At 69.1% G+C, this 24,456-nt stretch carries 17 protein-coding genes; 5 read left to right on the forward strand and 12 right to left on the reverse strand.

Features of this window, described 5'->3' with window-relative positions:
* Positions 1-2 precede the first annotated feature (2 nt).
* The 6 genes from ABFG95_RS19290 to glyQ form a co-directional block, all read right to left on the reverse strand.
* Positions 3-1,145 (reverse strand): 2-aminoethylphosphonate--pyruvate transaminase, encoded by a 1,143-nt coding sequence (locus ABFG95_RS19290; protein ID WP_238909575.1) that lies wholly within the window; start codon positions 1,143-1,145, stop codon positions 3-5.
* Between the two features lie 85 nt (positions 1,146-1,230).
* A complete protein-coding gene (locus tag ABFG95_RS19295) occupies positions 1,231-2,217 on the reverse strand; it encodes a SprT family zinc-dependent metalloprotease (protein ID WP_278991216.1) in 987 nt (328 codons plus the stop codon).
* Positions 2,204-2,932 carry a lysophospholipid acyltransferase family protein gene (locus ABFG95_RS19300; protein WP_278991215.1) on the reverse strand — a complete coding sequence of 243 codons (729 nt, stop codon included), beginning with the start codon at positions 2,930-2,932 and terminating at the stop codon, positions 2,204-2,206. Before ABFG95_RS19300 ends, ABFG95_RS19295 begins: the two co-directional genes overlap by 14 nt.
* Positions 2,932-3,471, reverse strand: coding sequence for a D-glycero-beta-D-manno-heptose 1,7-bisphosphate 7-phosphatase (gene gmhB, locus ABFG95_RS19305; RefSeq protein ID WP_054416445.1), 540 nt, complete (start codon positions 3,469-3,471; stop codon positions 2,932-2,934). Before gmhB ends, ABFG95_RS19300 begins: the two co-directional genes overlap by 1 nt.
* A complete protein-coding gene (gene glyS, locus ABFG95_RS19310) occupies positions 3,468-5,606 on the reverse strand; it encodes a glycine--tRNA ligase subunit beta (protein ID WP_278991213.1) in 2,139 nt (712 codons plus the stop codon). Before glyS ends, gmhB begins: the two co-directional genes overlap by 4 nt.
* On the reverse strand, positions 5,607-6,518 hold the full coding sequence (gene glyQ, locus ABFG95_RS19315; RefSeq protein ID WP_006388861.1) for a glycine--tRNA ligase subunit alpha: 912 nt from the start codon (positions 6,516-6,518) through the stop codon (positions 5,607-5,609).
* Positions 6,519-6,775: 257 nt separating this feature from the next.
* Between glyQ and ABFG95_RS19320 the strand changes: the two genes are divergently transcribed.
* On the forward strand, positions 6,776-7,543 hold the full coding sequence (locus ABFG95_RS19320) for a crotonase/enoyl-CoA hydratase family protein (RefSeq protein WP_100509444.1): 768 nt from the start codon (positions 6,776-6,778) through the stop codon (positions 7,541-7,543).
* Positions 7,544-7,620: 77 nt separating this feature from the next.
* Positions 7,621-9,144 carry a fumarate hydratase gene (locus tag ABFG95_RS19325; protein ID WP_049071502.1) on the forward strand — a complete coding sequence of 508 codons (1,524 nt, stop codon included), beginning with the start codon at positions 7,621-7,623 and terminating at the stop codon, positions 9,142-9,144.
* 117 nt (positions 9,145-9,261) lie between these two features.
* Here ABFG95_RS19325 and ABFG95_RS19330 read toward each other — a convergent pair whose 3' ends face one another.
* The 5 genes from ABFG95_RS19330 to ABFG95_RS19350 form a co-directional block, all read right to left on the reverse strand.
* Positions 9,262-10,713 carry a methyl-accepting chemotaxis protein gene (locus ABFG95_RS19330; protein WP_278991210.1) on the reverse strand — a complete coding sequence of 484 codons (1,452 nt, stop codon included), beginning with the start codon at positions 10,711-10,713 and terminating at the stop codon, positions 9,262-9,264.
* 332 nt (positions 10,714-11,045) lie between these two features.
* Positions 11,046-14,306 (reverse strand): autotransporter outer membrane beta-barrel domain-containing protein, encoded by a 3,261-nt coding sequence (locus tag ABFG95_RS19335; protein WP_348994842.1) that lies wholly within the window; start codon positions 14,304-14,306, stop codon positions 11,046-11,048.
* Between the two features lie 191 nt (positions 14,307-14,497).
* On the reverse strand, positions 14,498-15,715 hold the full coding sequence (locus tag ABFG95_RS19340) for a CaiB/BaiF CoA-transferase family protein (protein ID WP_348994843.1): 1,218 nt from the start codon (positions 15,713-15,715) through the stop codon (positions 14,498-14,500).
* Positions 15,712-16,572 (reverse strand): MaoC/PaaZ C-terminal domain-containing protein, encoded by an 861-nt coding sequence (locus tag ABFG95_RS19345; protein WP_063583970.1) that lies wholly within the window; start codon positions 16,570-16,572, stop codon positions 15,712-15,714. Before ABFG95_RS19345 ends, ABFG95_RS19340 begins: the two co-directional genes overlap by 4 nt.
* Positions 16,573-16,579: 7 nt before the next feature.
* Positions 16,580-17,494 (reverse strand): SDR family NAD(P)-dependent oxidoreductase, encoded by a 915-nt coding sequence (locus tag ABFG95_RS19350; protein WP_348994844.1) that lies wholly within the window; start codon positions 17,492-17,494, stop codon positions 16,580-16,582.
* Between the two features lie 148 nt (positions 17,495-17,642).
* Between ABFG95_RS19350 and ABFG95_RS19355 the strand changes: the two genes are divergently transcribed.
* The 3 genes from ABFG95_RS19355 to ABFG95_RS19365 all read left to right on the forward strand — a co-directional run bounded on the left by ABFG95_RS19355 (position 17,643) and on the right by ABFG95_RS19365 (position 23,492).
* Positions 17,643-18,542, forward strand: coding sequence for a LysR family transcriptional regulator (locus ABFG95_RS19355; protein WP_049071511.1), 900 nt, complete (start codon positions 17,643-17,645; stop codon positions 18,540-18,542).
* Positions 18,543-18,863: 321 nt separating this feature from the next.
* Entirely contained in the window at positions 18,864-19,847 is a 984-nt protein-coding gene (locus ABFG95_RS19360; RefSeq protein WP_047992609.1) for a tripartite tricarboxylate transporter substrate binding protein, read from the forward strand.
* A gap of 273 nt (positions 19,848-20,120) precedes the next feature.
* Positions 20,121-23,492 carry an autotransporter domain-containing protein gene (locus ABFG95_RS19365; protein WP_348994845.1) on the forward strand — a complete coding sequence of 1,124 codons (3,372 nt, stop codon included), beginning with the start codon at positions 20,121-20,123 and terminating at the stop codon, positions 23,490-23,492.
* A 3-nt stretch (positions 23,493-23,495) separates the two neighbouring features.
* Here the strand turns inward: ABFG95_RS19365 and ABFG95_RS19370 are convergent, their stop codons facing one another.
* Positions 23,496-24,449: a nitronate monooxygenase family protein gene (locus tag ABFG95_RS19370; protein WP_278992712.1), complete on the reverse strand. Its 954-nt coding sequence runs from the start codon at positions 24,447-24,449 to the stop codon at positions 23,496-23,498.
* Positions 24,450-24,456 lie beyond the last annotated feature (7 nt).

Here is a 24,456-nt window from a genome sequence, read left to right on the forward strand (position 1 = left end):
CCTTAAGCGATGAGGGGTGGCGGGAAGCCGTGGACGTGTCCGGCGGACTCCCGGGTTATGCCGAGGTCTTGCAGCGCGCCGCCCATGGCGTCGACCGCGAGCCGCATCTGGTCGGGCCCGAAGGCGCCGATGCAACCTACCCGGAAAGTGGGCAGTTCGGTGTTGGTGAAATTGCTGAGCACGAAGCCACGCTGCTTGAGCGCGTCCACGAACAGCTGCAGGTTCCAGGTCGGCGCGTCGGGCGCGTGCACGTTGACGACGATCGGGCCCTGCAGCGCGGGCGGCAAGTAGGGGCTGAGCCCCAGGCCGGCCACGCCGTCGTAGAGGGTGCGCATGTTGGCGGTGTAGCGCGCCAGCCGGGCTTCGCGGCCTTCCTGATGATACAGCTCCAGCGCCACGGCCAGCGCCGCCAGCGTCGGCGCCGGCGGGGTGAAGCGCGGGCCGGCGTTGGGCGCCAGGGTGTGCTGGTAGATGTCGGCCAGGTCCAGAGACCAACTGCCGGCGTTGCCGCGCGCGGCCTCCAGGCTGTCGCGGCGGCCCACCACGAAGGCGGCGCCGGGCAGGCCTTCCAGGCATTTGTTGGCCGTCAGCACCACGGCGTCCACGGCCGGCAGGGCGCGCACTGCCAGCGGCAGCGCGCCGAACGCAGACACCGCGTCAACGATGACGCGGCGTCCCAGCGCGTGGGCGATGCGGGCCAGTTCCGGCACGTCGTGGCAGATGCCGCTGCCGGTTTCGCTGTAGACCAGCGCGACGTGCGTCAGGCTCGGGTCCTGCTCCAGCGCCTGTGCCACGGCCTGCGGGTCGACGCGGTCGCGCGCGCCCACGTACAGCGGCACGGCGACGCGGCCGGCCTCGGCGGCCAGCTTCTGCAGGCGGCCGGCGTAGGCGCCGGTGGATGGCACCAGCAGGCGGCCGCCGGGCGGCACCAGGGTGCGGATGGCGGCTTCCACCGCGAAATGGCCACAGCCCGGCAGCGCCAGCGCCACGTGCGTGTCCGCGTCGGCCTCGGCCACGCGCAGCACGTCGGCGCAGACCTGGCGGTACAGCGCGCGGAATTCGTTGTCCCAGGGCGCATAGTCCTGCGCCATGGCGGCCTTCACCCGCGCATCGGTCGTGACCGGGCCGGGAATCAGCAGAAGCATGGTGTGTCTCCGTGGGTGCTCATGCGAGGCTTCTTTTAGTGGGAACTGGCCCCTGGGCCGGTTGCGCGGGCGTCTCGCGCCGACCCTAGAATTGCGGCAGCGAGGCGGGGTCGTGGCGCCGCAGCACGTTCTTGGCTTCCTCGAAGTCGGGCAGGATCTGGCCGACCTCGCGCCAGAAGTCCTGGCTGTGGTTCATTTCGCGCAGGTGCGCCAGTTCGTGCGCGATGACGTAGTCGATGATGGCCGGCGCGAAATGGATCAGGCGCCAGTTCAGCATGATGTTGCCGTCACTGGTGCACGAACCCCAGCGCGTGGCCGCCGACGACAGGCGCCAGCGGCGGATCTTCAGGCCGCTGATCTGCAGGAAGTGCGCCAGCCGGGCGCCGAACCAGGCGCCGGCGCGCTGCTGCAGCCAGGCCTGGGCGGCGTCGCGGATGCGGCCCTGGTCGGCGTCGGCCGGCAGCGCCAGCCACAGCGTGTCGCCGTCGGCCGGGGCGTCGGCATCGCCGGACAGGCGGGTCTGGCGGCTGTCGCCGCCCACGCCCAGCACGATGCGCTTGCCCAGGTAGGGCAGCTCGCCGCCCGCCTGCCAGCGCGTGTGCGCCATGGCCAGCTGCTGCTTGCGGGTGTGCCATTCGCGCAGCTTTGCGACGATCCAGCGGGATTTCTCGCGCACCGCGTCGTCGATCTGCGCCAGCGTGACCCAGTTGGGCGCCGTGACGCGCAGGCCGTCGTCGGTGATGACGAAGCCAATGCTGCGGCGGCGCGAGCGCAGCAGCACGAAGCCGATGGGTTGCGGATCGGTGTCCACCTCGCGCCAGCGCGCGCCGGGCGGCAGCGGATCGGGGCAGGGGGTGGGCACGCGCGCGGCGGCGTTGGGCGACAGCGTCAGCAGCGGTTCGCCGGCCGGCTTGGGCGCGGAGGAGGCAGGAGGGGGAGGGAACAGCGGCGCGGGCGGCGTGGCCACCGGCGCCTTGCGCGGCGCGGGAGACGCGCTCAAGGGCGACGCGTCGGCAGACGCATCGGAGTCTTGCACGTCGAACAGGAGTTCGAGCTGGTCAGTGCTGGGCATACCTTTCTGGATTGAGACGCCGCATTTCCCCTTCGATCCAGTCCTGCACTTTCTGGTTCAGTTCCTCGGGGGAGATTCCCTTCGATTCTATCGCGGGACCGATGGACAGCGTAACCATGCCCGGATATTTGACGAAGGCGTTGCGGCGCCAGCATTCGCCGGCATTGTGCGCCACCGGGATGACCAGCGCGCCGGTGCGCGAGGCCAGCAGCGCGCCGCCCATCTTGAAGCGCGCGGTCTTGCCCGGCGGCACGCGCGTCCCTTCCGGGAACAGCAGCGGCCAGCGGCCTTCGTCCAGCCGGACCTGTCCCTGCTTGACCACCTGCTCGAAGGCGTCGCGGCCCTTGGAACGGTCGATGGCGATCATGCGCAGCAGCGCCAGGCCCCAGCCGAAGAACGGCACCATGTGCAGTTCCTTCTTGTAGACGAAGCACACTTCGCGCGGCATGTAGGCCGGGAAGAACAGCGTTTCCCAGGCCGACTGGTGCTTGGACAGCAGCACCGCCGGGCCGTCAGGCAGGTTTTCCCAGCCCTTCACCTGCCAGCGGATGCCGCAGAACACCTTGGCGCCCCAGATCGCCAGGCGCGGCCAGCCCACCGTGAGCTTGTAGCGCAGGTGCAGCGGCAGCGGCGCCCACAGCACGCAGGCGAAGGCATAGGGGATGACCGTGATGGCCAGGAACAGGAAATAAAGGAGCGAGCGCAGCCGGGCCATCAGTTGTCCTGGAGCAAGGCGTCGACCACGGCCGACAGGTCGTCGCAGACCCGGGTGTTGTCGGGCAGGCCGCCCTTGGCCAGCGTCTTCTTGCCGTTGCCGGTCAGCACCAGCCACGGCGCGCAGCCGGCCGCGGTGGAGGCCTGCAGATCGCGCAGCGAGTCGCCCACGGCCGGCACGCCGGCCAGGTCGACGTCATAGCGGTGGCCGATCTGCTCGAACATGCCGGGACGCGGCTTGCGGCAGGTGCAGTCGTCGTCCGGGCCGTGCGGGCACATGAAGACGGCGTCGACGCTGCCGCCGACGGCGGCCAGCTCGCGCCGCATCTTGGTGTGGATGGCGGTCAGCGTGTCCATGTCGAACAGGCCGCGCGCCAGGCCGGACTGGTTGGTGGCGACCACCACCGTCCAGTCCGCCTGCGTCAGGCGGGCGATGGCCTGCAGGCTGCCGGGCAGGGCGATCCATTCGTCGGGACTTTTGACGAAGGCGTCGCTGTCCTGGTTGATGACGCCGTCGCGGTCGAGGATGATGAGCTTCACTGTGCCAGCCTGGAAATGTCAGCGACCTGGTTCATGAGGGTGTGCAGCTGGCCCAGCAGCGCCAGCCGGTTGGCGCGCACCGCCGGGTCTTCGGCCATGACCATGATGTCGGCGAAGAAAGCGTCCACCGGCTCGCGCGCCTGCGCCAGCGTGCGCAGGTTGGCGGCGAAGTCGCCGGCGGCCAGTTGCGCCTCGGCCTGCGGACGCAGCGCGGCGATGGCGGCGGCCAGCGCCTTTTCGGCGGGCTCGACCAGCGCGGCGTCATTGACCGCGCCGATTTCACCCTCGGCCTTCTTGAGCAGGTTGCCGATGCGCTTGTTGGCGGCGGCCAGGCTGGCGGCCTCGGGCATCTGCGCGAAGGCGGCGGCGGCGCGCACGCGCTCGCCCACCTGGTGCAGCGGCGGCGCCAGGGCGATGACGGCCTCGACCGCGTTGCGGTCGTGCTCGTTGATCAACTGGTTGCGGTAGCGTTCGTAGATGAAGGCGCGCACTTCCGCCAGCGTGTCGGCGGGGATCTTGCCGGCCGGGAAGGTGGCGGCGGTGGCGGCCAGCAGGCCGTCCAGGGACAGCGGGCCGTCCTGGTTGAGCTTGAGCCAGCCGCCGGCGGCCAGTTGCTCGAAGGCGCTGATCAGGCCCAGCGCGGCGCGGCGCAGGCCGAAGGGGTCGCGTTCGCCGGTGGGCGCCAGGCCGATGGCCCAGATGCCGACCAGGGTCTCGGCGCGTTCGGCGATGAACAGCGTGGCGGCGGTCAGGTCGTCCTGCGAGACCGGCGTGTCGTAACGGTTGCGGTACTGGCTGCGCAGCGCCTGCACGACGCTGTCCGGCTCGCCGTCGCCGGCGGCGTAGTAGGCGCCCATGATGCCTTGCAGCTCGGGGAACTCGCCCACCATGTTCGAGCCCAGGTCGGCCTTGGCCAGCAGCGCGGCGCGGTCGGCGGCGGCGACGTCGCCGCCCAGCTTGCCGGCCACGTCGCGGGCGATGGCGCGCACGCGCTCGACGCGTTCGAGCTGGGTGCCCAGCTTGTTGTGGTAGACGATCGAGCCCAGTTGCTCGACGCGCGCGGCCAGCGGCGTCTTGCGGTCGGTCTCGAAGAAGAACTGGGCGTCGGCCAGGCGCGGGCGCACCACGCGCTGGTTGCCTTCGACGATGTTCACCGGGTTGTCCGTGCGCATGTTGCTCACGATCAGGAAGCGGTGCGTCAGGCGGCCGCTGGCCGGGTCGAACAGCGGGAAGTACTTCTGGTTCAGGCGCATGGTCAGGATCAGGCATTCCTGCGGCACTTGCAGGAACTGTTCCTCGAACTCGCCGACGTAGACGGTGGGGTGTTCGACCAGGGCGGTGACTTCATCGAGCAGGGCGGCCACTTCGGGGTCGTCGCCCAGCGTGGCCGACAGGCGGCCGGCGTGGTCCAGCAGCTGGCGCTGGATCTCGTCGCGGCGGCCTTCGAACGAGGCCACCACGCGGCCCTTTTCGGCCAGGGTGGCGGCGTAGGCGTCGGCATCGGCGATGGCGATGGCACCGTTGCTCATGTAGCGGTGGCCCAGCGTCTCGCGGCCGGCGGTCAGGCCGAGGGCGGTCACGGGGACCACGTCGGCGCCGAACAGCGCGATCAGGCCGTGCGCCGGGCGCACGAACTTGACCGTGGTTTCGCCGTCGGCCAACTGGTAGCGCATGACCTTGGGGATCGGCAGGCCGTCGATGGCCGCGTCGATGCCTTCCTGCAGGCCGGCGGCCAGCGCGGCGCCGGGGGCGGTGCCGCGGGCGACCAGGTATTCCTGCTTGCCGTCGGATTCCCGTTCCAGGGTGGCCAGGTCGATGTTTTCCAGGCCCTTGGCGGCCAGCTTCTTTTGCAGCGCCGGAGTGGCCTTGCCGTCTTCGGTCAGGCCGATCTTCACGGGCATCAGCTTTTCGGCGTAGGCCTGGTCGGGCGCCTGGGCCAGCACGGCCGACAGGCGCACCGCCAGGCGGCGCGGCGTGGCGTAGGGCTCGACGGCGCAGCCGTCGGCCAGCAGGCCGTGGCGCGCCAGCGTGGCGCGCACGCCTTCGGCGAAAGCCTGGCCCAGCTTCTGCAGGGCCTTGGGCGGGAGTTCTTCGGTCAGCAGCTCGACCAGCAGGGGGCGGATGTTCGTCGTCATTTATGCAGCCTCCCCGGCGGCCTTGTCGCGGCCCAGCATGGGAAAGCCCAGTCGTTCGCGGGAATCGTAGTAGGCCTGCGCGACGGCGCGCGACAGGTTGCGGATGCGGCCGATATAGGCGGCGCGCTCGGTCACGCTGATCGCGCCGCGCGCGTCCAGCATGTTGAAGGTGTGCGCGGCCTTGAGCGTGGCTTCATAGGCCGGCAGCGCCAGCGGCACGTCCATCAGGCGCTTGGCCTCGGCTTCGTAGTCGTTGAAGTGCGCGAACAGCATCTCGGCCGACGAGTATTCGAAGTTGTAGGTGGATTGTTCCACTTCGTTCTGGTGGAACACGTCGCGGTACAGCACGCGGCGGCCGTTGGCGCCTTCGGTCCAGACCAGGTCGTACACGCTCTGCACGTCCTGCAGGTACATGGCCAGGCGTTCCAGGCCGTAGGTGATCTCGCCCGTGGTCGGGGTGCAATCCAGGCCGCCGACCTGCTGGAAGTAGGTGAACTGGGTTACTTCCATGCCGTTGAGCCACACTTCCCAGCCCAGGCCCCAGGCGCCCAGCGTCGGGTTTTCCCAGTCATCCTCGACAAAACGGATGTCGTGCTGGGTGGGGTCGATGCCCAGCGCCTTGAGCGAGCCGATGTACAGGTCCAGGATTTCCGGGGGGGCGGGTTTCAGCACCACCTGGTACTGGTAGTAGTGCTGCAGGCGGTTGGGGTTCTCGCCGTAACGGCCATCCTTGGGGCGGCGCGAGGGCTGCACGTAGGCCGCGCGCCAGGGCTCCGGGCCGATCGCCCGCAGGAAAGTGGCGGTGTGCGAGGTGCCGGCGCCGACTTCCATGTCGTAGGGCTGCAGCAGGGCGCAACCCTGCTTGTCCCAGTATTCCTGGAGCGTAAGGATGATTTGCTGAAAGGTGAGCATAGGATTCTTGGAATTCGATCGCCGGGCGACGTCTGCCGTGGGCGTGGGAAACCGGGCATTTTAACTGGCCCGGGGCGGCCCCGGGGGCGGACCCCGGGATGGCGGTTACATCCTGGCCGTTACATCTCGGACGGGGCGTGCTCCAGGCGGACACCGGCGGCGCGGCGCCCTGCGGCTGTCCGGCATTGGTCGTATCATTCCAGGTTGACCAGTCTTATATAAAACCAACATCCCCAAACCCCGGAAGGAGCATCCGCATGTCTGACCTGATCAAGGTGGAAGTCGCCGACGGCATCCAGATCATCACCATCAATCGCCCCGAGGCCAAGAACGCCATCAACCTGGAAACCGCCCAGGCCATGGCCGCCGCGCTGGATCAGCTGGACAGCCGCGACGACGTGCGCATCGGCATCCTGACGGGCGCGGGCGGCACGTTCTCGTCGGGCATGGATCTGAAGGCCTTCGCCAAGTCGGGCCAGCGTCCGTACGTCGAAGGCCGCGGTTTCGCCGGCCTGAACGAAGCGCCGCCGAAAAAGCCGCTGATCGCCGCGGTCGAAGGCTACGCCCTGGCCGGCGGCTGCGAAATGGCGCTGGCGTCCGACCTGATCGTGGCCGCCAGCAACGCCAAGTTCGGCCTGCCCGAAGTCAAGCGCGGCCTGGTGGCCGGCGCCGGCGGCATGCTGCGCCTGCCGCGCCGCCTGCCGTACCACATCGCCATGGAAGTGATCCTGACCGGCGACATGCTGGGCGCCGAGCGCGCCTACGGCTTCGGCCTGGTCAACCGCGTGACCGAGCCGGGTGGCGCCCTGGCCGGCGCGCTGGAACTGGCCCGCGCCATCGTCGAGAACGGTCCGCTGTCGGTGCAGACCGCCAAGAGCATCGTGGCGCAGTCCGGCGACTGGACCCAGGAAGAGATGTTCAGCCGCCAGCGTCCGCTGATCGCCCACATCTTCTCGTCGGCCGACGCCAAGGAAGGCGCCACGGCTTTCGCCGAGAAGCGCAAGCCCGTCTGGCAAGGCAAATAGAATAAGCTGCACCCCATCGCGCGCGGCCGGTTCGCCGGCCGCGCTTTCACGTTTCCCTCCGTAACCCGCATATCGCCATGTCCGTCCTCATCAAAGAAGAAGACTTCATCCAGTCGATAGCCGATGGCATCCAGTTCATCAGCTATTACCACCCCGTCGACTACATCCGCCACCTGGCCCGCGCCTACGAGCGCGAGGAAAGCCCGGCCGCGCGCGACGCGATGGCGCAGATCCTGACCAACTCGCGCATGTGCGCCGAAGGCAAGCGCCCGCTGTGCCAGGACACCGGCATCGTCAACGTGTTCCTGAAGGTCGGCATGGGCGTGCGCTTCGACACCAAGCGCACCCTGCAGGAACTGTGCGACGAAGGCGTGCGCCGCGGCTACCTGAACCCGGACAATCCCCTGCGCGCCTCGGTGCTGGACGATCCGCTGTTCGCCCGCAAGAACACTCGCGACAACACGCCCTGTATCCTGCACGTCGAGCTGGTCCCGGGTGACAAGGTCGACGTGCAGCTGGCTTCGAAGGGCGGCGGTTCGGAAAACAAGTCCAAGTTCGCCATGCTCAACCCCAGCGACTCGCTGGTGGACTGGGTGCTCAAGACGGTCCCGACCATGGGCGCCGGCTGGTGCCCGCCGGGCATGCTGGGCATCGGCGTCGGCGGCACCGCCGAAAAGGCCATGCTGATGGCCAAGCAGTCGTTGATGGAAGACATCGACATGTACGAACTGCTGGCCCGCGGCCCGCAGAACAAGCTCGAAGAGCTGCGCATCGAGCTGTACGAAAAGGTCAACGCGCTGGGCATCGGCGCCCAGGGCCTGGGCGGCCTGACCACCGTGCTGGACGTCAAGATCAACACCTTCCCGACGCACGCGGCCTCCAAGCCGGTTGCCATGATCCCGAACTGCGCGGCCACCCGCCACGCCCACTTCGAGCTGGACGGCTCGGGCCCGGCGCGCCTGGACCCGCCGTCGCTGTCGGAATGGCCGGAAGTGCACTGGGCGCCGGACTACAACAAGTCCAAGCAGGTCGACCTGAACACGCTGACCAAGGAAGAGGTCGCCAGCTGGAAGCCGGGCCAGACCCTGCTGCTGTCGGGCAAGATGCTGACCGGCCGCGACGCCGCGCACAAGCGCATCCAGGACATGCTGGCCAAGGGCGAGCCGCTGCCGGTGGACTTCACCAACCGCGTCATCTACTACGTCGGCCCGGTTGATCCGGTGCGCGACGAAGTGGTGGGCCCGGCCGGTCCGACCACCGCCACCCGCATGGACAAGTTCACCGACATGATGCTGGAGCAGACCGGCCTGATCGCGATGATCGGCAAGTCCGAGCGCGGCCCCGTCGCGATCGAGTCGATCAAGAAGCACGGCTCGGCCTACCTGATGGCCGTGGGCGGCGCGGCCTACCTGGTGTCCAAGGCGATCCGCGGCGCCAAGGTGCTGGGTTTCGCCGACCTGGGCATGGAAGCCATCTACGAGTTCGACGTGAAGGACATGCCGGTGACCGTGGCGGTTGACGCCCAGGGCACCTCGGTCCACACCACGGGGCCGAAGGAATGGCAGGCCAGGATCGGCAAGATCCCGGTCGCCGTGGCGTAAGCCGGCAGCGGCAACACACAGCGGGCGCTGATGACGGCGCCCGTTTTTCATTGCCACCGGCAATCGCCGGCGCGTTCGGGCGGGACGCCTTTCGCGCGTCAGCCCTATCGCGCGGGGTCAATAGCGCACGTACTCCAGCGCCGGCTGGGCGGGTGCCCGCTTGCCGGATGCGGCGACCCGCGCGGTGGCTGTTTCGCGGGACGTCACGGGCCTGGCCTGCACGTCATAGGCGCTTTGCAGTTCCTGGGCCGCTTCGGCCGTCATCTGCGTGATGTCCTCGGTAACCTCGACCAGCTTGGCCGATTGCGCCAGCGAGACCTCGACTACTTCACCCATGATCTCGGTGACCCGGCGCGACGAGGTGACGATGTTCTCCATGGTGACGCCGGCGGACTGCACCTGCCCGGCGCCGCTGCTTATCTGTTCGACCGAGGTGGTGATCAGATCCTTGATCTCCTTGGCCGCGGACGCGCTGTTCTGCGCCAAGCTGCGCACTTCCGCCGCCACCACCGCGAAACCCTTGCCGTGCGGGCCGGCGCGCGCCGCCTCGACCGCGGCGTTCAGGGCCAGGATATTGGTCTGGAAGGCGATGCCATCCATGACGCCGATGATTTCCGAGATGCGCCGCGAACTGTCGGTGATGGCGCCCATGGTGGCCACCACGCCGGCCACGGTCTTGCCGCCTTCCTCGGCGACCTGGCAGGCATCGCGCGCCAGCGTGTTGGCCTGGCTGGCGCGTTCGGCGTTCTCGGTCAGGCCCTGCACCGCCACCCGCAGCGTCTGCGCGGCGGTGAAGCGCTTGGTGATGTCGGTGGCGAACTTCACCACCTTGAATGGCCGGCCCTCGGCATCGAAGATCGGGTTGTAGCTGGCTTCGATCCAGACGCGGCGGCCGTTCTTGCCGATGCGCAGGTATTGGCCGGTGTCGTACTCGCCGCCGCGCAGCTTGCGCCAGAATTCCTTGTAGGCCGGGCTGCGCACCTCCTCGGGCAACACCAGCATGCTGTGATGCCGGCCGCGCAACTCGTCTTCGCGATAGCCCATCGCGTCCAGGAACAGGTCGTTGGCGCGGATGATGGCGCCGTCCAGCTCGAACTCGATGATGCCCTGCACCTTGGAGATGGCTTCGAGCTGGCCCTCGGTGTCGGCCTGGCGCCGCTGCTGCTCGGTGACGTCGGTGGCGTACTTGACCACCTTGAAGGGCCGTCCGGACGTGTCGAGGATCGGGTTGTAGCTGGCCTGCAACCAGACATCGCTGCCGTCCTTGTGGATGCGGCGGTAGCGTCCCGCGTCGTACTCGCCGCGCTTGAGCTTGTCCCAGAAGGCTTTGTACTCCGGCGAATCGCGGCGGTCGGGCGCGACGAAGATACGGTGGTGTTGGCCGATCAGTTCGTCGAGTTGGTAGCCCATGGCGTCGAGGAAGTTCTGATTGGCCATCAGCACATGGCCATCGAGGTCGAACTCGATAACCGCCTGCGCCTTGTGGATAGCCGCGATCTGACCGTACAGGTCGGCGCTTCGCGTGTCGCGCTTGCGATGGAACAGACGCTTGAGGGAAAACCAATGCATGTTGAACTCGAACGAAAATGTTCCGCCGCGTCATTGCGGCCGAGGCTTCGGAACCCCTCGGGTCACCGGTGCTGGCGACGCTGCGGGCGAACGTCGCAGCTTCAGGCCCAAGGCAGCGGCGCAAGCGGATAGTCAGTGGATTGGCGTGTGGACAGGACGGCGTCGGCCCGCGGAATCCTTTGTCGGTGGGTGACCGGCATCATACGGTTCAGGGGGTGCAAAACCGCGGCCTTCGTCTCGTTAAACGGTCTGATAAATAGCGGGCCGGCCGCTTCGCGAGGACGCCTGGAAACGATCCGGGCGCGCGCCGCGGGAGCGCGCCCGTGACCCGGTCAGAACGCCCAGCGCCAGCTCAGCGTGGCGCTGTGGTCGCGGTTACCCGCCCCGAGTTGGCCCGCGTAGTCCAGCGCGACCGTCGCATTGCGGCCAGTCTGCGCCTGCAGCCCGGCTTCGAGCAGCGCGGCGTTGCGGGCGATGGGCGCGCCGGTGACGGTAAAGGCGGAGCCGGTATCGAACGCCAGCGTCGAGGTCGGCCGCAGATCGCCGAACGCGCGGCGCCAGCCCGCGCCCGCCGTGACGCTGCCTTGCACCGTACCCAGCTCCAGCGCCTGGCGGGCACGCAACCCCACGGTGGTGGTGGTGGTGTGAGTGGCCTGGCGCGTGCCCGAGAGCGCGGCGCTGCCGCCGCTTTCCTGGAATGCACGGCTGTGCAGGCCGGCCCAGGCCAGGCCGGCGTAGGGTTCGAGCGCCAAGCCGCCTCCGGCGGCCAGGGTGTAGCCCAGTTCGGTGAAGACCTGGGTGGCGCCGGCGCGATAACTGGCGCGCAGCGTCTGGTCCAGGCCGCCGACGGCGACGCGGCGCCGCGTGTCGATGTGGTGCCAGGTATGGGACACGCCCAGCATCAGATTGAGCTTGCCGGGACCGGCCTCGAAGGCCTTGCCGCCGTAGGCGAGCGCGCTGTAGCTGTCGATGCCGCTTCTGGCGGCCGTGCCATCGGTGCGCAACTGGCTGTCGGTGTATCCGAGCGCGCCGCCCAGGCGCCAGCCGGCCCCGACGGCATGATCCGCGCCGACGAAGAGGCCGGTGGTGCGCAGTCGGACGGCGGCCGTGTCATCGGTCGCGTCGTGGCGCTGCCAGTTGCCGATCAGTTGCGCCCAGACCGGTCGGGCGCGGGCGGCGGGCAGCGTGGACGCGGCCGGCGCGGCGTCGCTCAGGCCGGCCGCCGCGGTCGGTTCGCCGGGACGCAGGCCCGCGGACAGATTGGCGCGCAGATGCGCCAGGGGCACGCTGCGGATCGTGGCGTCCAGGCCGGGCAGCGCATGGCGGACGCTGACGTGCAGCTCCCCGGCGAGCGCCGAAAAGTACGCCTGTGGCGCGCCTTCGGGCAGGTTCAGCGCGTGTCGGTAGAGCTCATGCCCGTCGGGTAGACCGTCGATCGCATTGGCGGCGGCGATGGCATTGCGCCCGGCGAGCAGGTCGGCGAAACGAATCGATTCCGATGGGGCGCCGCCGCCCGCTCCCGGCGCGACGGGAGCGGGCACAACGGGAGGCGTCGTATCGACCACGGGCGGGACCGGGCCGGTGGGCGGTGGCGTCGGCGCGGGAGCCGGCACGGCGGGGTCAGTCACAACGGGAGGCGTCGTATCGACCACGGGCGGGACCGGCCCGGGGGACGGCGGCGTCGGCGCGGGAGCCGGCACGGCGGGATCGGTCACGACGGGAGGCGTCGTATCGACCACGGGCGGTATCGGGGCGGGGGACGGCGGCGTCGGCGCGGGAGCCGGCGCGACGGGATCGGTCACGGCGGGAGGCGTCGTATCGACCTCGGGCGGAACCGGCCCGGGGGACGGCGGCGTCGGCGCGGGAGCCGGCACGGCGGGATCGGTCACGGCGGGAGGCGTCGTATCGACCACGGGCGGAACCGGGCCGGTGGGCGGTGGCGTCGGCGTGGGAGCCGGCGCGACGGGATCGGTCACGACGGGAGGCGTCGTATCGACCACGGGCGGAACCGGGGCGGGGGACGGCGGCGTCGGCGCGGGAGCCGGCGCGACGGGATCGGTCACGGCGGGAGGCGTCGTATCGACCACGGGCGGAACCGGCCCGGGGGACGGCGGCGTCGGCGCGGGAGCCGGCGCGACGGGATCGGTCACGACGGGAGGCGTCGCATCGACCACGGGCGGAACCGGCCCGGGGGACGGCGGCGCCGGATCGGGCGGCGGGGGTACGGGTGCCGCCTTGCGCGCCAGCGTCAACAGGACGTCCTGATCGTTGTCCGAGTAGTTGAGTGTGGGCGTGAGGTAGGCCAGGTTGGATGTCACGGTGCCAAAGCGCGTGCCGTTGAAGGTGCCGTCGGCATGCAGGATGGTGTAGGTGGCGTGCTCGGCGTACAGGTCCGATGTCATGGCGTCGACCAGCACGGCCGCGCCGGTGAGTCTGGCGGTTTCCACGACATTCAGGCGATCCGCCGCGGTGGGCGTGACGCGGACGACGTAGACGCCATCGATGCCGAAGTCGAGACGGCCGTCGCTCCAGATCTTCGCCGTGGTGGGCGCGCCGTCGTCGCTGCCCAGCGCGATTTGATTGCGCCGGCCCTCGAACCGGACGCTGCCCAGGATGTCGGAGCCCGACCACATGATCAGCTTGTTGTCGTCGCCTTCGAACACGATGGCGCTACCGCTGCTGCCATTGAAGCGGCGCTTGTTGGTGACGATGGTGTTGGAGCCGGCGCGCAGCGCGGCGCCGACCTTGCCATTGGCGGCGACATTGTCAACCGCGCCCGACGGGCCGCCGCGCACGATGCCATTGTTGACGACGGTGCCCGATCCGATCGATATGCCTGTGCCGCCGTTGCCACTGAACGTCACGGGTTTGCCGTTATAGAGACGCGCGCCGCCTTGGCCGCCGGTGATCGTCGCATTGACGATGATGTCGCCTCGTTCGAGCACCACGGCATCGCCGCCATCGCCCGGATGGCCTGGCGCGTGGCCGCCCGCGCCGCCCGTGACGGCGCCGTTCAGTGTCAGGGTTCCGGACTTGACGGCGATGCCCGCGCCGCCGCCGCCGCCGCCGCCCGCTCGCAGCATGGTGAAATCGGTGCTGATCTCCCCTGCGCTTCCCGGGCCGCCCGCGCCGCCCGCCACTTTTCCGCTCGCAGTGACGGTCACGTTGGTATTTTCACCCCCGAGGATGGCGACCCCTCCGCCCCCCCCGGAGTGATTCGGCCCATCGGGGTTGCAGGGGGACTCGCAGCTTCCATTGCTGCCGACCGTGTTCGTATCGACGACCCGTTCCGTGGCCGAGACAGAGGGGGCGGCGCCGCCCGTGTTCGGGCTGCCTGTGGCGTTGCTCCCCGCGCCGACGATGCCGCCCGCGTGGATGGCTTCCAGTCCGCCGCCTTCGCCGCCTTGGATGAGGGGGTTGGTCACGCCCCAGCTCTTCATGGCGTTTCCCCCCTGGCCGCCGCCCCGCTCGCCGGCCGCGGCAAGCGCCACGTCTGGCAAGGCCATGCCGGCGCCCAGGGCGAACACGAGCAACGCGGCGTAGGTGAGGCGATGGTGGGGAACGGCTTTTTTCGAGAAGACGGAAGCTTGCATGAGCATACCCAACGATTACCGGACGAATGAAAGACGTGGCGGTAAGTGTAGGTATGCGTACTCAGCGCTTTATCACCGAGCGAGAGTTGTTAAGAACCAAGTTGGTTGTCGCATGCTGACTTCTTATTGATTGCGGGAAATGTATGTCGAACGGGGTGGAAATTAAAAGGTTGCCGCAAAAAATAAGACCGTTAGCCCATGAATGCCGCGATGGCCTGCGGTGACTTTCCCAGGACCTCGCGCAGCACTTCCTCGGTGTGCTGGCCCAGCAGCGGCGGGGCGCGCCGATACACCACCGGCGAATCCGAAAAGCGCAGCGGACTGGCGGTGACGGGCGCGACACCGCCCGCCGGATGCGGCAGGTCACGGCGCAGTTGCCGCGCCTGCGCCTGCGGATGGGCAAACGCCTGGGCGATGTTGTTGATCGGCCCGCAGGGCACGCCGACCGCTTCCAGCCTGGCGATCCAGTCGTCCCGCGCGCCTTGGCGCATGATGGCGGCCAGTATCGCCACCAGTTCCTCGCGGTGGGTCACGCGCAGCCGGTTGGTGGCAAAGCGCGGATCGTCCCCCAGCTCCGGCGCGCCGATGGCCTTGCAATAGGCGCGGTACTGCGATTCGTTGCCGGTGGCCACGATCAGATGGCCGTCGCTGGCGGCGAAGACCTGGTAGGGCACCACGTTCTGGTGCGCGTTGCCGGCGCGCGTCGGCGCCACGCCGGAATTGAAATAGTTGGAATTCTGGTTGGCCAGCAGCGCCACGTGGCTGTCGAGCAGCGCGATGTCCAGGTGCTGGCCCAGCCCGCTGCGGTGGCGTTCCTGCAGCGCCGCCAGGATCGCCACCGTCGCATACATGCCGGTGACGATATCGGTGACTGCCACGCCGGCCTTCTGCGGTCCGCCGCCGGGCAGGTCGTCGCGTTCGCCGGTGATGCTCATCAGCCCGCCCATGCCCTGGATCATGAAGTCGTAGCCGGGACGTTGCGCGAACGGACCGTCCTGGCCGAAGCCGGTGACCGAGCAATAGATCAGGCGCGGATTGATGGCCTTCAGGCTGGCGTAGTCCAGGCCATACTTGGCCAGTCCGCCGACCTTGAAGTTCTCGACCAGGATGTCGCTGACCGCCGCCAGCTCGCGGATCAGCGCCGCGCCTTGCGGCGTGGCCATGTCGGCCTCGACCGAGCGCTTGTTGCGGTTGGCGCTGAGGTAGTAGGCGGATTCGTTGGTGTCGACGCCATTGCCGTCCTTCAGGAAGGGCGGGCCCCAGGCGCGGGTGTCGTCGCCGACGCCGGGGCGTTCGATCTTGATGACGTCGGCGCCCAGGTCGGCCAGGTTCTGCGTGCACCAGGGGCCTGCCAGGATGCGCGACAGGTCCAGCACGCGGATGCCGTCCAATGCGGGCGGGCGCGTCATGGTTGCACCTCGGCGGCGCCATGGCTCATCACGACGATGTCGCGCTCGACGGCGCGGGCGATGAAGCGGATCTGGCCATCCGGCATGCGCCACATATCGCATTGCAAGGTCTCGCCCGGATAGACCGGCGCCGAGAAGCGCGCATCCAGCCGGGTCAGGCGGGAGGCATCGTAGTCGCACCAGGTCTTGACCAGCGCGTGCGCGGCGATGCCGTAGGAGCACAGGCCATGCAGGATCGGCTTGGGATAACCCGCCTGATGCGCGACCTCGGGGTCGGCATGCAGCGGATTGCGATCGGCATTCAGGCGGTACAGCAGCGCCGCCTGCGGCGGAATGCGCAGCGCGCAACGGCGTTCCGGTTCGCCTTGCGGCGCGGCGGGCAGCGGCTCAGGGCTGGCGTCGCCCTGGCCGAAGCCGCCGTCGCCACGGCAGAAGGTGCTTTGCCGCAAGGTGGCCAGGTGCGTGCCGGCGCTGTCGTGCAGCGTGCGTTCGGTGACCACGATCGCACCCTTGTCCGCGCCCTTGTCGATTACGTGGGTGACGCGGCTCCTGCCGATCACGGTGCCGGACGTGGGCAGGGGCGCGTGCACCGCCAGCCGCTGCTCGCCATGCACCAGCCGGACCCAGTCGATGCCGGCGCGCGGGTCGCTCATCCAGAAGCCCGGATAGCCCAGCACCACGCTCATGGTGGGAAAGGCGCGCAGGTCTTTCTCGTACACGTAGCGCAGTTGCCGCTCGTCTTCCGGATCCTGCCCCAGGCCGATGCCCAGGGCGTACAGCATCGTGTCCTTGTCGTCGTAGTGCTGGCGCACGTCGTCGAAGCGCCAGTGCTTCACGGTTGCGTAATCGAGTGGCATGGCGGCCTCAGATGGGATCCCAGTCGATCACGTCGGGCGAGCGCTCCAACGCGTAGAAATGCTTGCGCATGGCGGGCACGGCGATCTCGCCGATCAGCTCGGGCGTCCAGCCTTCGCCATGGTGCACGCTGCGCAGCGGCCGCGGCTGGCTCATCAGCATGATCTCGTTGGCGCGCACCGCGAACACCTGCGCGGTGATGGCGCTGGCCGCGTCGCTGGCCAGGTACACCGCCATGGGCGCGACCTTGCCGGCTTCCATCTTCTTCAGCTTCTCGACGCGCGCCTTCTCCTCGTCGGTCTCGGCGGGAATGGAGCTGGTCATGCGGCTCCAGGCGAACGGCGCGATGCAGTTCGAGCGCACGTTGTAGCGCGCCATGTCGAGCGCGATCGACTTGGACAGCGCGACGATGCCGAGCTTGGCGGCGGCATAGTTGGCCTGGCCGAAATTGCCGATCAGGCCGGACGTGGACGTCATGTGCACGAAGGCGCCGGATTCCTGCTCGCGGAAATAGGGCGCGGCGGCGCGGCTCATGAAGAACGAGCCATTCAGGTGCACGTCGATGACCTGGCGCCACTCCTCTTCGCTCATCTTGTGGAATACGCGGTCGCGCAGGTTGCCGGCGTTGTTGACCACCGCATCGATGCGCCCGAAGGCGTCGACGGCGTTCTGGATGACGCGGCTGGCGCTGTCGTACGCGGCCACGCTGTCGGTGTTGGCGACGGCCTGCCCGCCCGCCGCGACGATCTCGCGCGCCACGGCCTGCGCGGGGCCTTCGCCGCCGCCCTCGCCGGTGAGCGAGACGCCGATGTCGTTGACCACGACCTTGGCGCCCGCCTGCGCCATGGCCAGCGCGATGCCGCGGCCGATGCCGCCGCCCGCGCCTGTAACGACCACTACCTTGCCGGAAACAATACCGCTCATTGGGGCTTACTCCAGATGCCGCGGCGCGCGCCGCGTGGGAAACAGTTCCGCGTCAAACCGTATGGTTTACGGGGTTGCCCCATGGTATGGTCGTCACGGCATTCGAAGAATTCAAAATTAGAAATGCCCCCCTTCTGTGTGGTGGAACATGAGACATGATCTGACTGACCTGCGGCTCTTCGTGAACGTGGGAGAAACGCTCAATCTGACCCGTGCGGCGGAACGCACCTTCTTGTCGCTGCCCGCCGCCAGCGCGCGCGTCAAGCACATGGAAGAGGCCTTCAAGGCGCGACTGCTGGTGCGCATGGCGACGGGCGTGGCGCTGACGCCGGCCGGTGAGGTGCTGCTCAAGCACGCCAACGCGGTGTTTCGCCAGCTCGAATGCCTGAACGCCGACCTGCAGCCCTACGCCAGCGGCCTGAAAGGGCGGCTGCGGCTGCTGGCCAATACCACCGCCACCAATTCCTTTCTGGCGGACGCGCTGTCGACCTTCCTGGCCGAGAACCCCGACGTGGACGTCGAGCTGGAAGAGAAGATCTCCGGCGACATCGTCATCGCGATCCGCGCGGGCGCCGGCGACCTGGGGCTGGTGGCCGGCAACATCGACGTCGAGGGCCTGGATGTGACGCCGCTGTTCCGCGATGAACTCACCGTGGTCACGGCGCTGGACCATCCGCTGGCGGCGTCGAAGTCAGCCCATTTCGCCGACCTGATCGATGCCTACCCGTTCGTCGGCATCCATCCCGACAGCGCCATCCAGACCTTCCTGGAGGACATCGCCAGCGGCCTGGGCAAGCGCATCTGCCAGCGCGTGCACGTGGGCAGTTTCGAGGCCGTGTGCCGCATGGTCGAGGCCGGCGCCGGCATCGCCGTGGTGCCGCGCGCCTGCGCGGCGCGCTACAGCCGGCCCGATGCCTTGCACGTGTTGAAACTGGAAGATCCCTGGGCCCTGCGCGACCGCCTGCTGTGCCGCCAGCGCGGCCGCGACCTGCCCAGCTTCGCCGAATGCTTCATCGAACACGTGCAGCGCGCGGCGCGGGGACAGTAGCCGTGGCGGGGGCGGTGTCGTGCCGCGGCGAGCGTGGCGTTGCGCCCGCGCCGACGGCTTGACGGGCCGCATGGCCGTCGCCGTGGCGCCACATCGGATGCGCGATAGTGTGCGTTCAGCGAACACGGCATCGCGGCGAAAGAGGGGCTTTTGAAAATGTGTAGCGGCAAAAGCGGCCGCGCGGCAAATAATAAAAAAAGCCCCGGCCGCGCCTGACGCGCAGGCAGTAGAAAAATGGGGCCGGCAGGCGGCAAGGCACCGCGTTGTTCCGGTGTGGCTTGCGGCCGCGCCACCGACAAGAACGAGACTCAGGAGACTGCCTTGCTAGATCCCCAACGCCGCCGCGTCATCGCGGGGCTGGGCGCTGCGTGCGCCACGACGTTGCTGCCCACTTTCGCCCGCGCCGCCGCCTGGCCCGGCCACGCCGTCACCTTCATCGTACCGTTTCCGGCCGGCGGTCCGGTGGACACCACCGCGCGCTTCACGGCGCAGCCGCTGGGCCACCTGTGGTCGGTGCCGACGGTGGTGGACAACCGCTCTGGCGCCGGCGGCATCGTTGGCGCGCAGTTCGCCGCCAAGGCCGAGCCGGACGGCTACAACTTCTTTTTCGCTTCCATCCATCATGCGGTGCTGCCGAGCCTGCGCGGCGACCTGACCTACGACATCACGCGCGATTTCGTGCCGGTGGGCATGGCGGCGGTGTTCCCCATCGTGCTGGTGGTGAATCCGTCGCTGCCGGTGAATACGGTGAGCGAACTCATTGCCTATGCCAAGGCGAATCCGGGCAAGCTGTCGTTCAGCTCCTCCGGAACGGGCGGCGGCACGCATCTGGCGGGCGAGCTGTTCAATGCGATGGCGGGCGTGAAGATCCAGCACATTCCTTACCGCGGCAGCGCGCCGGCGATGCAGGACCTGCTGGGCGGCCAGGTGCAGGTGATGTTCGCGGACGGGCCGTCGGCGGTGCCGCATCTGAAGACGGGCAAGGTGCGCGCGTTGGGGGTGGGGAATCCGACGCGGTCGAGCATGTTGCCGGACGTGCCTACGATCGCCGAGTCCGGCGTGCCGGGGTACGAAGCGTATTCGTGGAGCGGGGTGTTGGCGCCGAAAGGGACGCCCGCCGACATCGTGGCGCGGGTCAATGCGGACATGGTGAAGGTGTTGTCGGATCCCGCGACGGCCAAGGCGATGGTGGCGGCGGGGGCGGAACCCAAGCCCGGCAGCCCGGAGGCGTTTGGCGCGTTCGTGCGCGGCGAAGTCCTGAAATGGCGGGAAGTGATCAACAAGGCGGGCATCAAGCTGGAATAGGCGCCGTATCACGCTGCGCAGGGGTTCCCGTCCTCGCGCCGTCCGGTGGCGCGTCCCCCCGCCGGGAACGCCAGCATGGCGAACCACGAAACTTTGCATTACATTTGCTGCCGATGCGCGCTCAGACGGCGCAACGCTCCAGCGTTCGGCAGTTGAACACGCTTGGTCTTCCCCGGGCGCTGGCTTCCATATGATTGCCGTGCCGCGGGATTCTGGCGGTTGTCCCCTCCGGGTCATCCTGGTACTGGGCAGGGCGGAAGCAAGGGGAAATTCGTGCTCCAAGGCAAATCCGGGCTTGTGGCCCACTGTGACGCGCCGGCGTCTTCGACCGTTCCGACGTCACACCGCTACGATTTCGCGCCTGCGGCGGCCAGCTTGCGGTCGGCCGCAAGCGTCATGCTCGCGGCCGGCAGCGCCGCCCTGGCGCTGGCCCTTTTGACCGCGGCGGCGCCCGCCTTGGCCGCCTGTTCCGCCAGCGACACGACGGGTTGCGGCGCGCCCGGCGGAGCGGGTTATCCCGGTCGCGGCGGCGCTGGCGGCAATGGCAATGGCCAGGGGGGCGGCGCCAGCGAGCTCGGCCCGGGCAACGTGACCGTGCAGGTGCCGGGAAGCTGGGGCGGCTCGGGAACGGGGGGCGCGGGGGCTGCCGGCGACGCAGGCAACGCGGCCGCCAACACACCGGCACAAATGTTCACGGGGTCTGGATTGGCCATCAACGCGCCGATTGCGGGCGACGCCGGCAATGCCGGCCGCGACGGCACCAATTTCGGTGGCGGTGGCAATGGCGGCAATACAGCGCTTCAGTACCTGGGCAACGATATCACCATCAACAATTCGGCGGCGGCCGTGGGCGGCGCGGGCGGCAATGGCGGCAATGTCTTCAACACGGGCAGCGGCAACGGCGGTGGCGGCGGCGGGGGCGGCAGCGGCTTGACGTCGGCCGGGGCGGTGGCGTCGATCAACAATCATGGCACGATCACCGGTGGCGCTGGCGGCAACGGCGGCAGCGGCGGCTTTGGCGGCGGGGGAGGCGCCGGCGGCGACGGCTTGCTCGCGGTTGGCGGCAACGCCACCATCACCAATACCGGCAGCATCACTGGAGGCGCGGGCGGCAGCGGGGGGGCGGGCAATTCCGGCGCGGGGGCGGATGGGGCGGGCGGAGCCGGCATCAATCTTGCCGGCTCGCGCAATATGATCCTCAATGTCGGCACCATCGCCGGCGGCGCCGGCAATGGCGGCGGGGTCGGTATCGTGACGCGAGGCCTGGACACGATCGTCAATGCGGGCACCATCACCGGCGCGCCGAGTGGCCCGGGCGGGGCCCGCGCGGCGGCCATCCAGTTCGGCGGCACGGGCAACACGTTGACGCTGCTGACGGGCTCCAACATCGTAGGCGGCCTGTTGTTCGATGCGGGGGCGACCGCCACCATTTCCGCGAGCCACCCCGGGCTGACGCTGGGCAACGATGTGATCCTGACCGACGCCGCGTCCGGCGTCGCGTTCTCTTCGATGACGAACGGCCTGACGTTTGCGGGCGTCATCTCCGGCGCGGGCTCGGTAAGCGTCCAGGGCAGCAGGGTCCTGACGATGACGGGCGTCAACACCTACACGGGAACCACCACCATCGACAGCGGCGCGACGCTCGCGCTTACTGGCGGCGGCAGCGTGGCGGCATCCAGCGGGGTGACGAGCAACGGAACGCTGGACATTTCGGCGACGACGAGCGGCGCGTCCGTGGCCAGCCTTGCGGGCGGCGGGAGAGTCGCGCTCGGCGGCCGCACCCTGACCCTGACGAACGCGTCGGGCGTGTTTTCCGGCGTCATCGACGGCGCCGGCGGACTGGTGCTTAGCAGTGGCACGCAGACGCTTTCGGGGGTAAACACCTACACCGGCGCGACCACGATCAACGGCGGCACGCTGGTGCTCAACGGCGCGGGACGGCTGTCCGCGGCCTCGGCCATCTCGCTCATGGGCAGCGGCGCGACGCTCGACCTGTCGGCGGCATCGGGCCAGACGCTGGCCGGCTTGTACGGGGTGGCCGGTTCGCGCGTGCTGGCCGGCGCCAGCACGCTGACGCTCGGCGGGGCCACCGACAGCGTCTATGAAGGCGAGTTCACGGGCAGCGGCGCGTTGCTCAAGCAAGGGACCGGCATGCTCGTGCTCAATGGTTCGAATGCCGGATTCACGGGAGCGACGACTGTCGCTCAGGGCAGGCTCCAGGTGGGCGATGCCGGCCATGGCGCCGCGGTGTTGGGCGGCGACGTGGCGGTCGGGGCGCAAGGCACGCTCGGCGGGCACGGCACGATTCTCGGCGATGTGACGAACGGCGGCATGGTGTCGCCCGGTGGATCCATCGGCACGCTGAGCGTGGGCGGCAATTACACCCAGGCGTCGAATGCGACCTTGGCCATCGAAGTCAGTCCGACCCAGGCATCGTTGCTGAAGGTCGGTGGCAGTGCCACACTGAACGGGACGCTGGCGATCACATACGCGCCGGGCACCTATTCGGCCACGCGCTACAACGTGGTGAGCGCGGCCAATGGCATCAGCGGGCGCTTCTCGTCGGTAACGGGTTCGCTGGCCTCCGGCGCGGACCTGAACGGCCTGCGCTCATCGGTGGCCTACGGCGCCAACGACGTCGCGTTGCTGCTGAGCAATCCGGCCTCGGGCATGCCGGGCGACACGCCGGTGATCATCGCGCCGACCCGCACCAGCATCTATACGGCGCTTGGCAGCGCCGCGTTGATGAGCGCGCAGTCGGCCACGGCGGCGGTGCTCGAACGCGCGACCCGGCGCGCCGTCGCGTCCGGGCCAGCCGACACGACGGATGCCGTTTCGGTCTGGGCGAACGCCACGGGACGGCATGGCCGGCTGTCCGGCTCGGGGGGGCTGCCGGGCTTCCAGGAAAACCAGTACGGCTTTCTCGCCGGCGCCGACAAGCGGGTGGATCGCAACACCTTCGGCCTGGCGATGGGCTATTCCCATGCCGAGCTGTCGGAAGAGAGCACGGAAAGCGCCGGCACGCGCGACACGGTGCGCCTGGCCACCTATGCCAGCCGCGACCTGGGGTCGGTCGATGTGACGGGCATGCTCGGCTACGGCCTGCATTTTCTGTCGCAGAAGCGGCCCTTCGAGAATGTCGGCACGGCCAAGGGCGATCATGTCGGGCAGGAATTCACGGCGGCGGCGCAAGTCAGCAAGCCCCTGGCGCTTGGCGGACTGGTCATGACGCCCCGGCTGGGATTGCGCTATGCCTATTTCCACGCCAACAGCTTTGACGAAGGCGGCGCGAGGGGCCAAAACCTGCATGTCGGCTCGGACACCGCCCGCAGCCTGCAGCCCTACGTCGGCATGACCTTCGACACGGCGTTCGATAGCGCGCAGCGGCCGTTGAATCTCCAGTTCCGTGTGGCCTACGCCCACGAACTGCTCGATACCGGCCGCGCGATGACGGTCGTGTCGCAGGACGGCACGCGCTTCGCCGCGCCGGGCGCCGATCTGTCGCGCGGCTTCCTGACGTTCGGCGCAAGCGTCGGCTTGCCGCTGACGCGGCAACTGGACGTGTCTCTTGCCTATGATGCGCTCGTCAACACGTCCCGCGCGTCGTCGCAGGCGGGCAGTGTCAGGATGAGCTATCGCTTCTGACTGTCAGCGCAGCAGCGCTTGCCTGGCTGCCTGGTATTCCGCTTCGAGCAGATTCACCAGCTCGTGTACCGCCAGCACTTCCTGCGCGGCGCCCACGCCCTGGCCGGCGCTCCAGACGTCTTTCCAGGCTTTGGGGCGAGTGTGCTTGTCCAGGTTCGGGGGCGGGGCGTCGTAGTCGGGAAGCTGGGCGGGATCCAGGCCCACGGCGCGGATGCTCTCGCTCAGGTAGTTGGCGGGCACGCCCGAGAAGTAGGGAGTGTAGGTGACGTCGGCGGCCTGGGCGCGCAGGATCATTTCGCGGTAGGCGTCGTTGGCCAGGGATTCGCGGGTGGCGATGAAGCGGGTGCCCATGTAGGCGAAGTCGCAGCCCAGGGCCTGGGCTGCCAGGATGTCCTTGCCGTGGCTGATGCAGCCGGACAGGGCCAGGGGGCCGTCGTGGAAGGCGCGGATCTCGTTGACCAGGGCGATGGGGTTGAGCCGGCCGGCGTGGCCGCCGGCGCCGGCCGCGACCAGGATCAGGCCGTCGACGCCGGCGTCCAGGGCGCGGCGGGCGTGGCGCACCGTGGTGACGTCGTGGTAGACCTGGCCGCCGTAGGCGTGGACGGCGCGCACCACCGCTTCGGGTGGATGCAGCGAGGTGATGACGAGCGGCACGCGGCGCTCGGCGCAGATGGCCAGGTCGCCCTGCCAGCGGGCGTTGCTGGGGTGGACGATGAGGTTGACGCCATAGGGCGCGATGACGGCGTGCGGCGCCGCCCGGCGCGCGCGCGCCAGCTTGTCTTCGATGCGCGTGATCCACGCGTGCAGCTGTTCCTGCGGCCTGGCGTTGAGCGACGGGAAGGTGCCGATGATGCCGGCGCCGCATTGCGCCGCCACCAGGTCCGGGCCGGAGACCAGGAACATGGGGGCGCCGATGATGGGCAATCGGGTCTGCGTGCGCAATGCGGGCGGCGTCATGGGCGGT

The organism is Achromobacter sp. HNDS-1, assembly GCF_040084795.1.
In the GTDB taxonomy this organism is placed as follows: Bacteria; Pseudomonadota; Gammaproteobacteria; order Burkholderiales; family Burkholderiaceae_B; genus Achromobacter; species Achromobacter ruhlandii.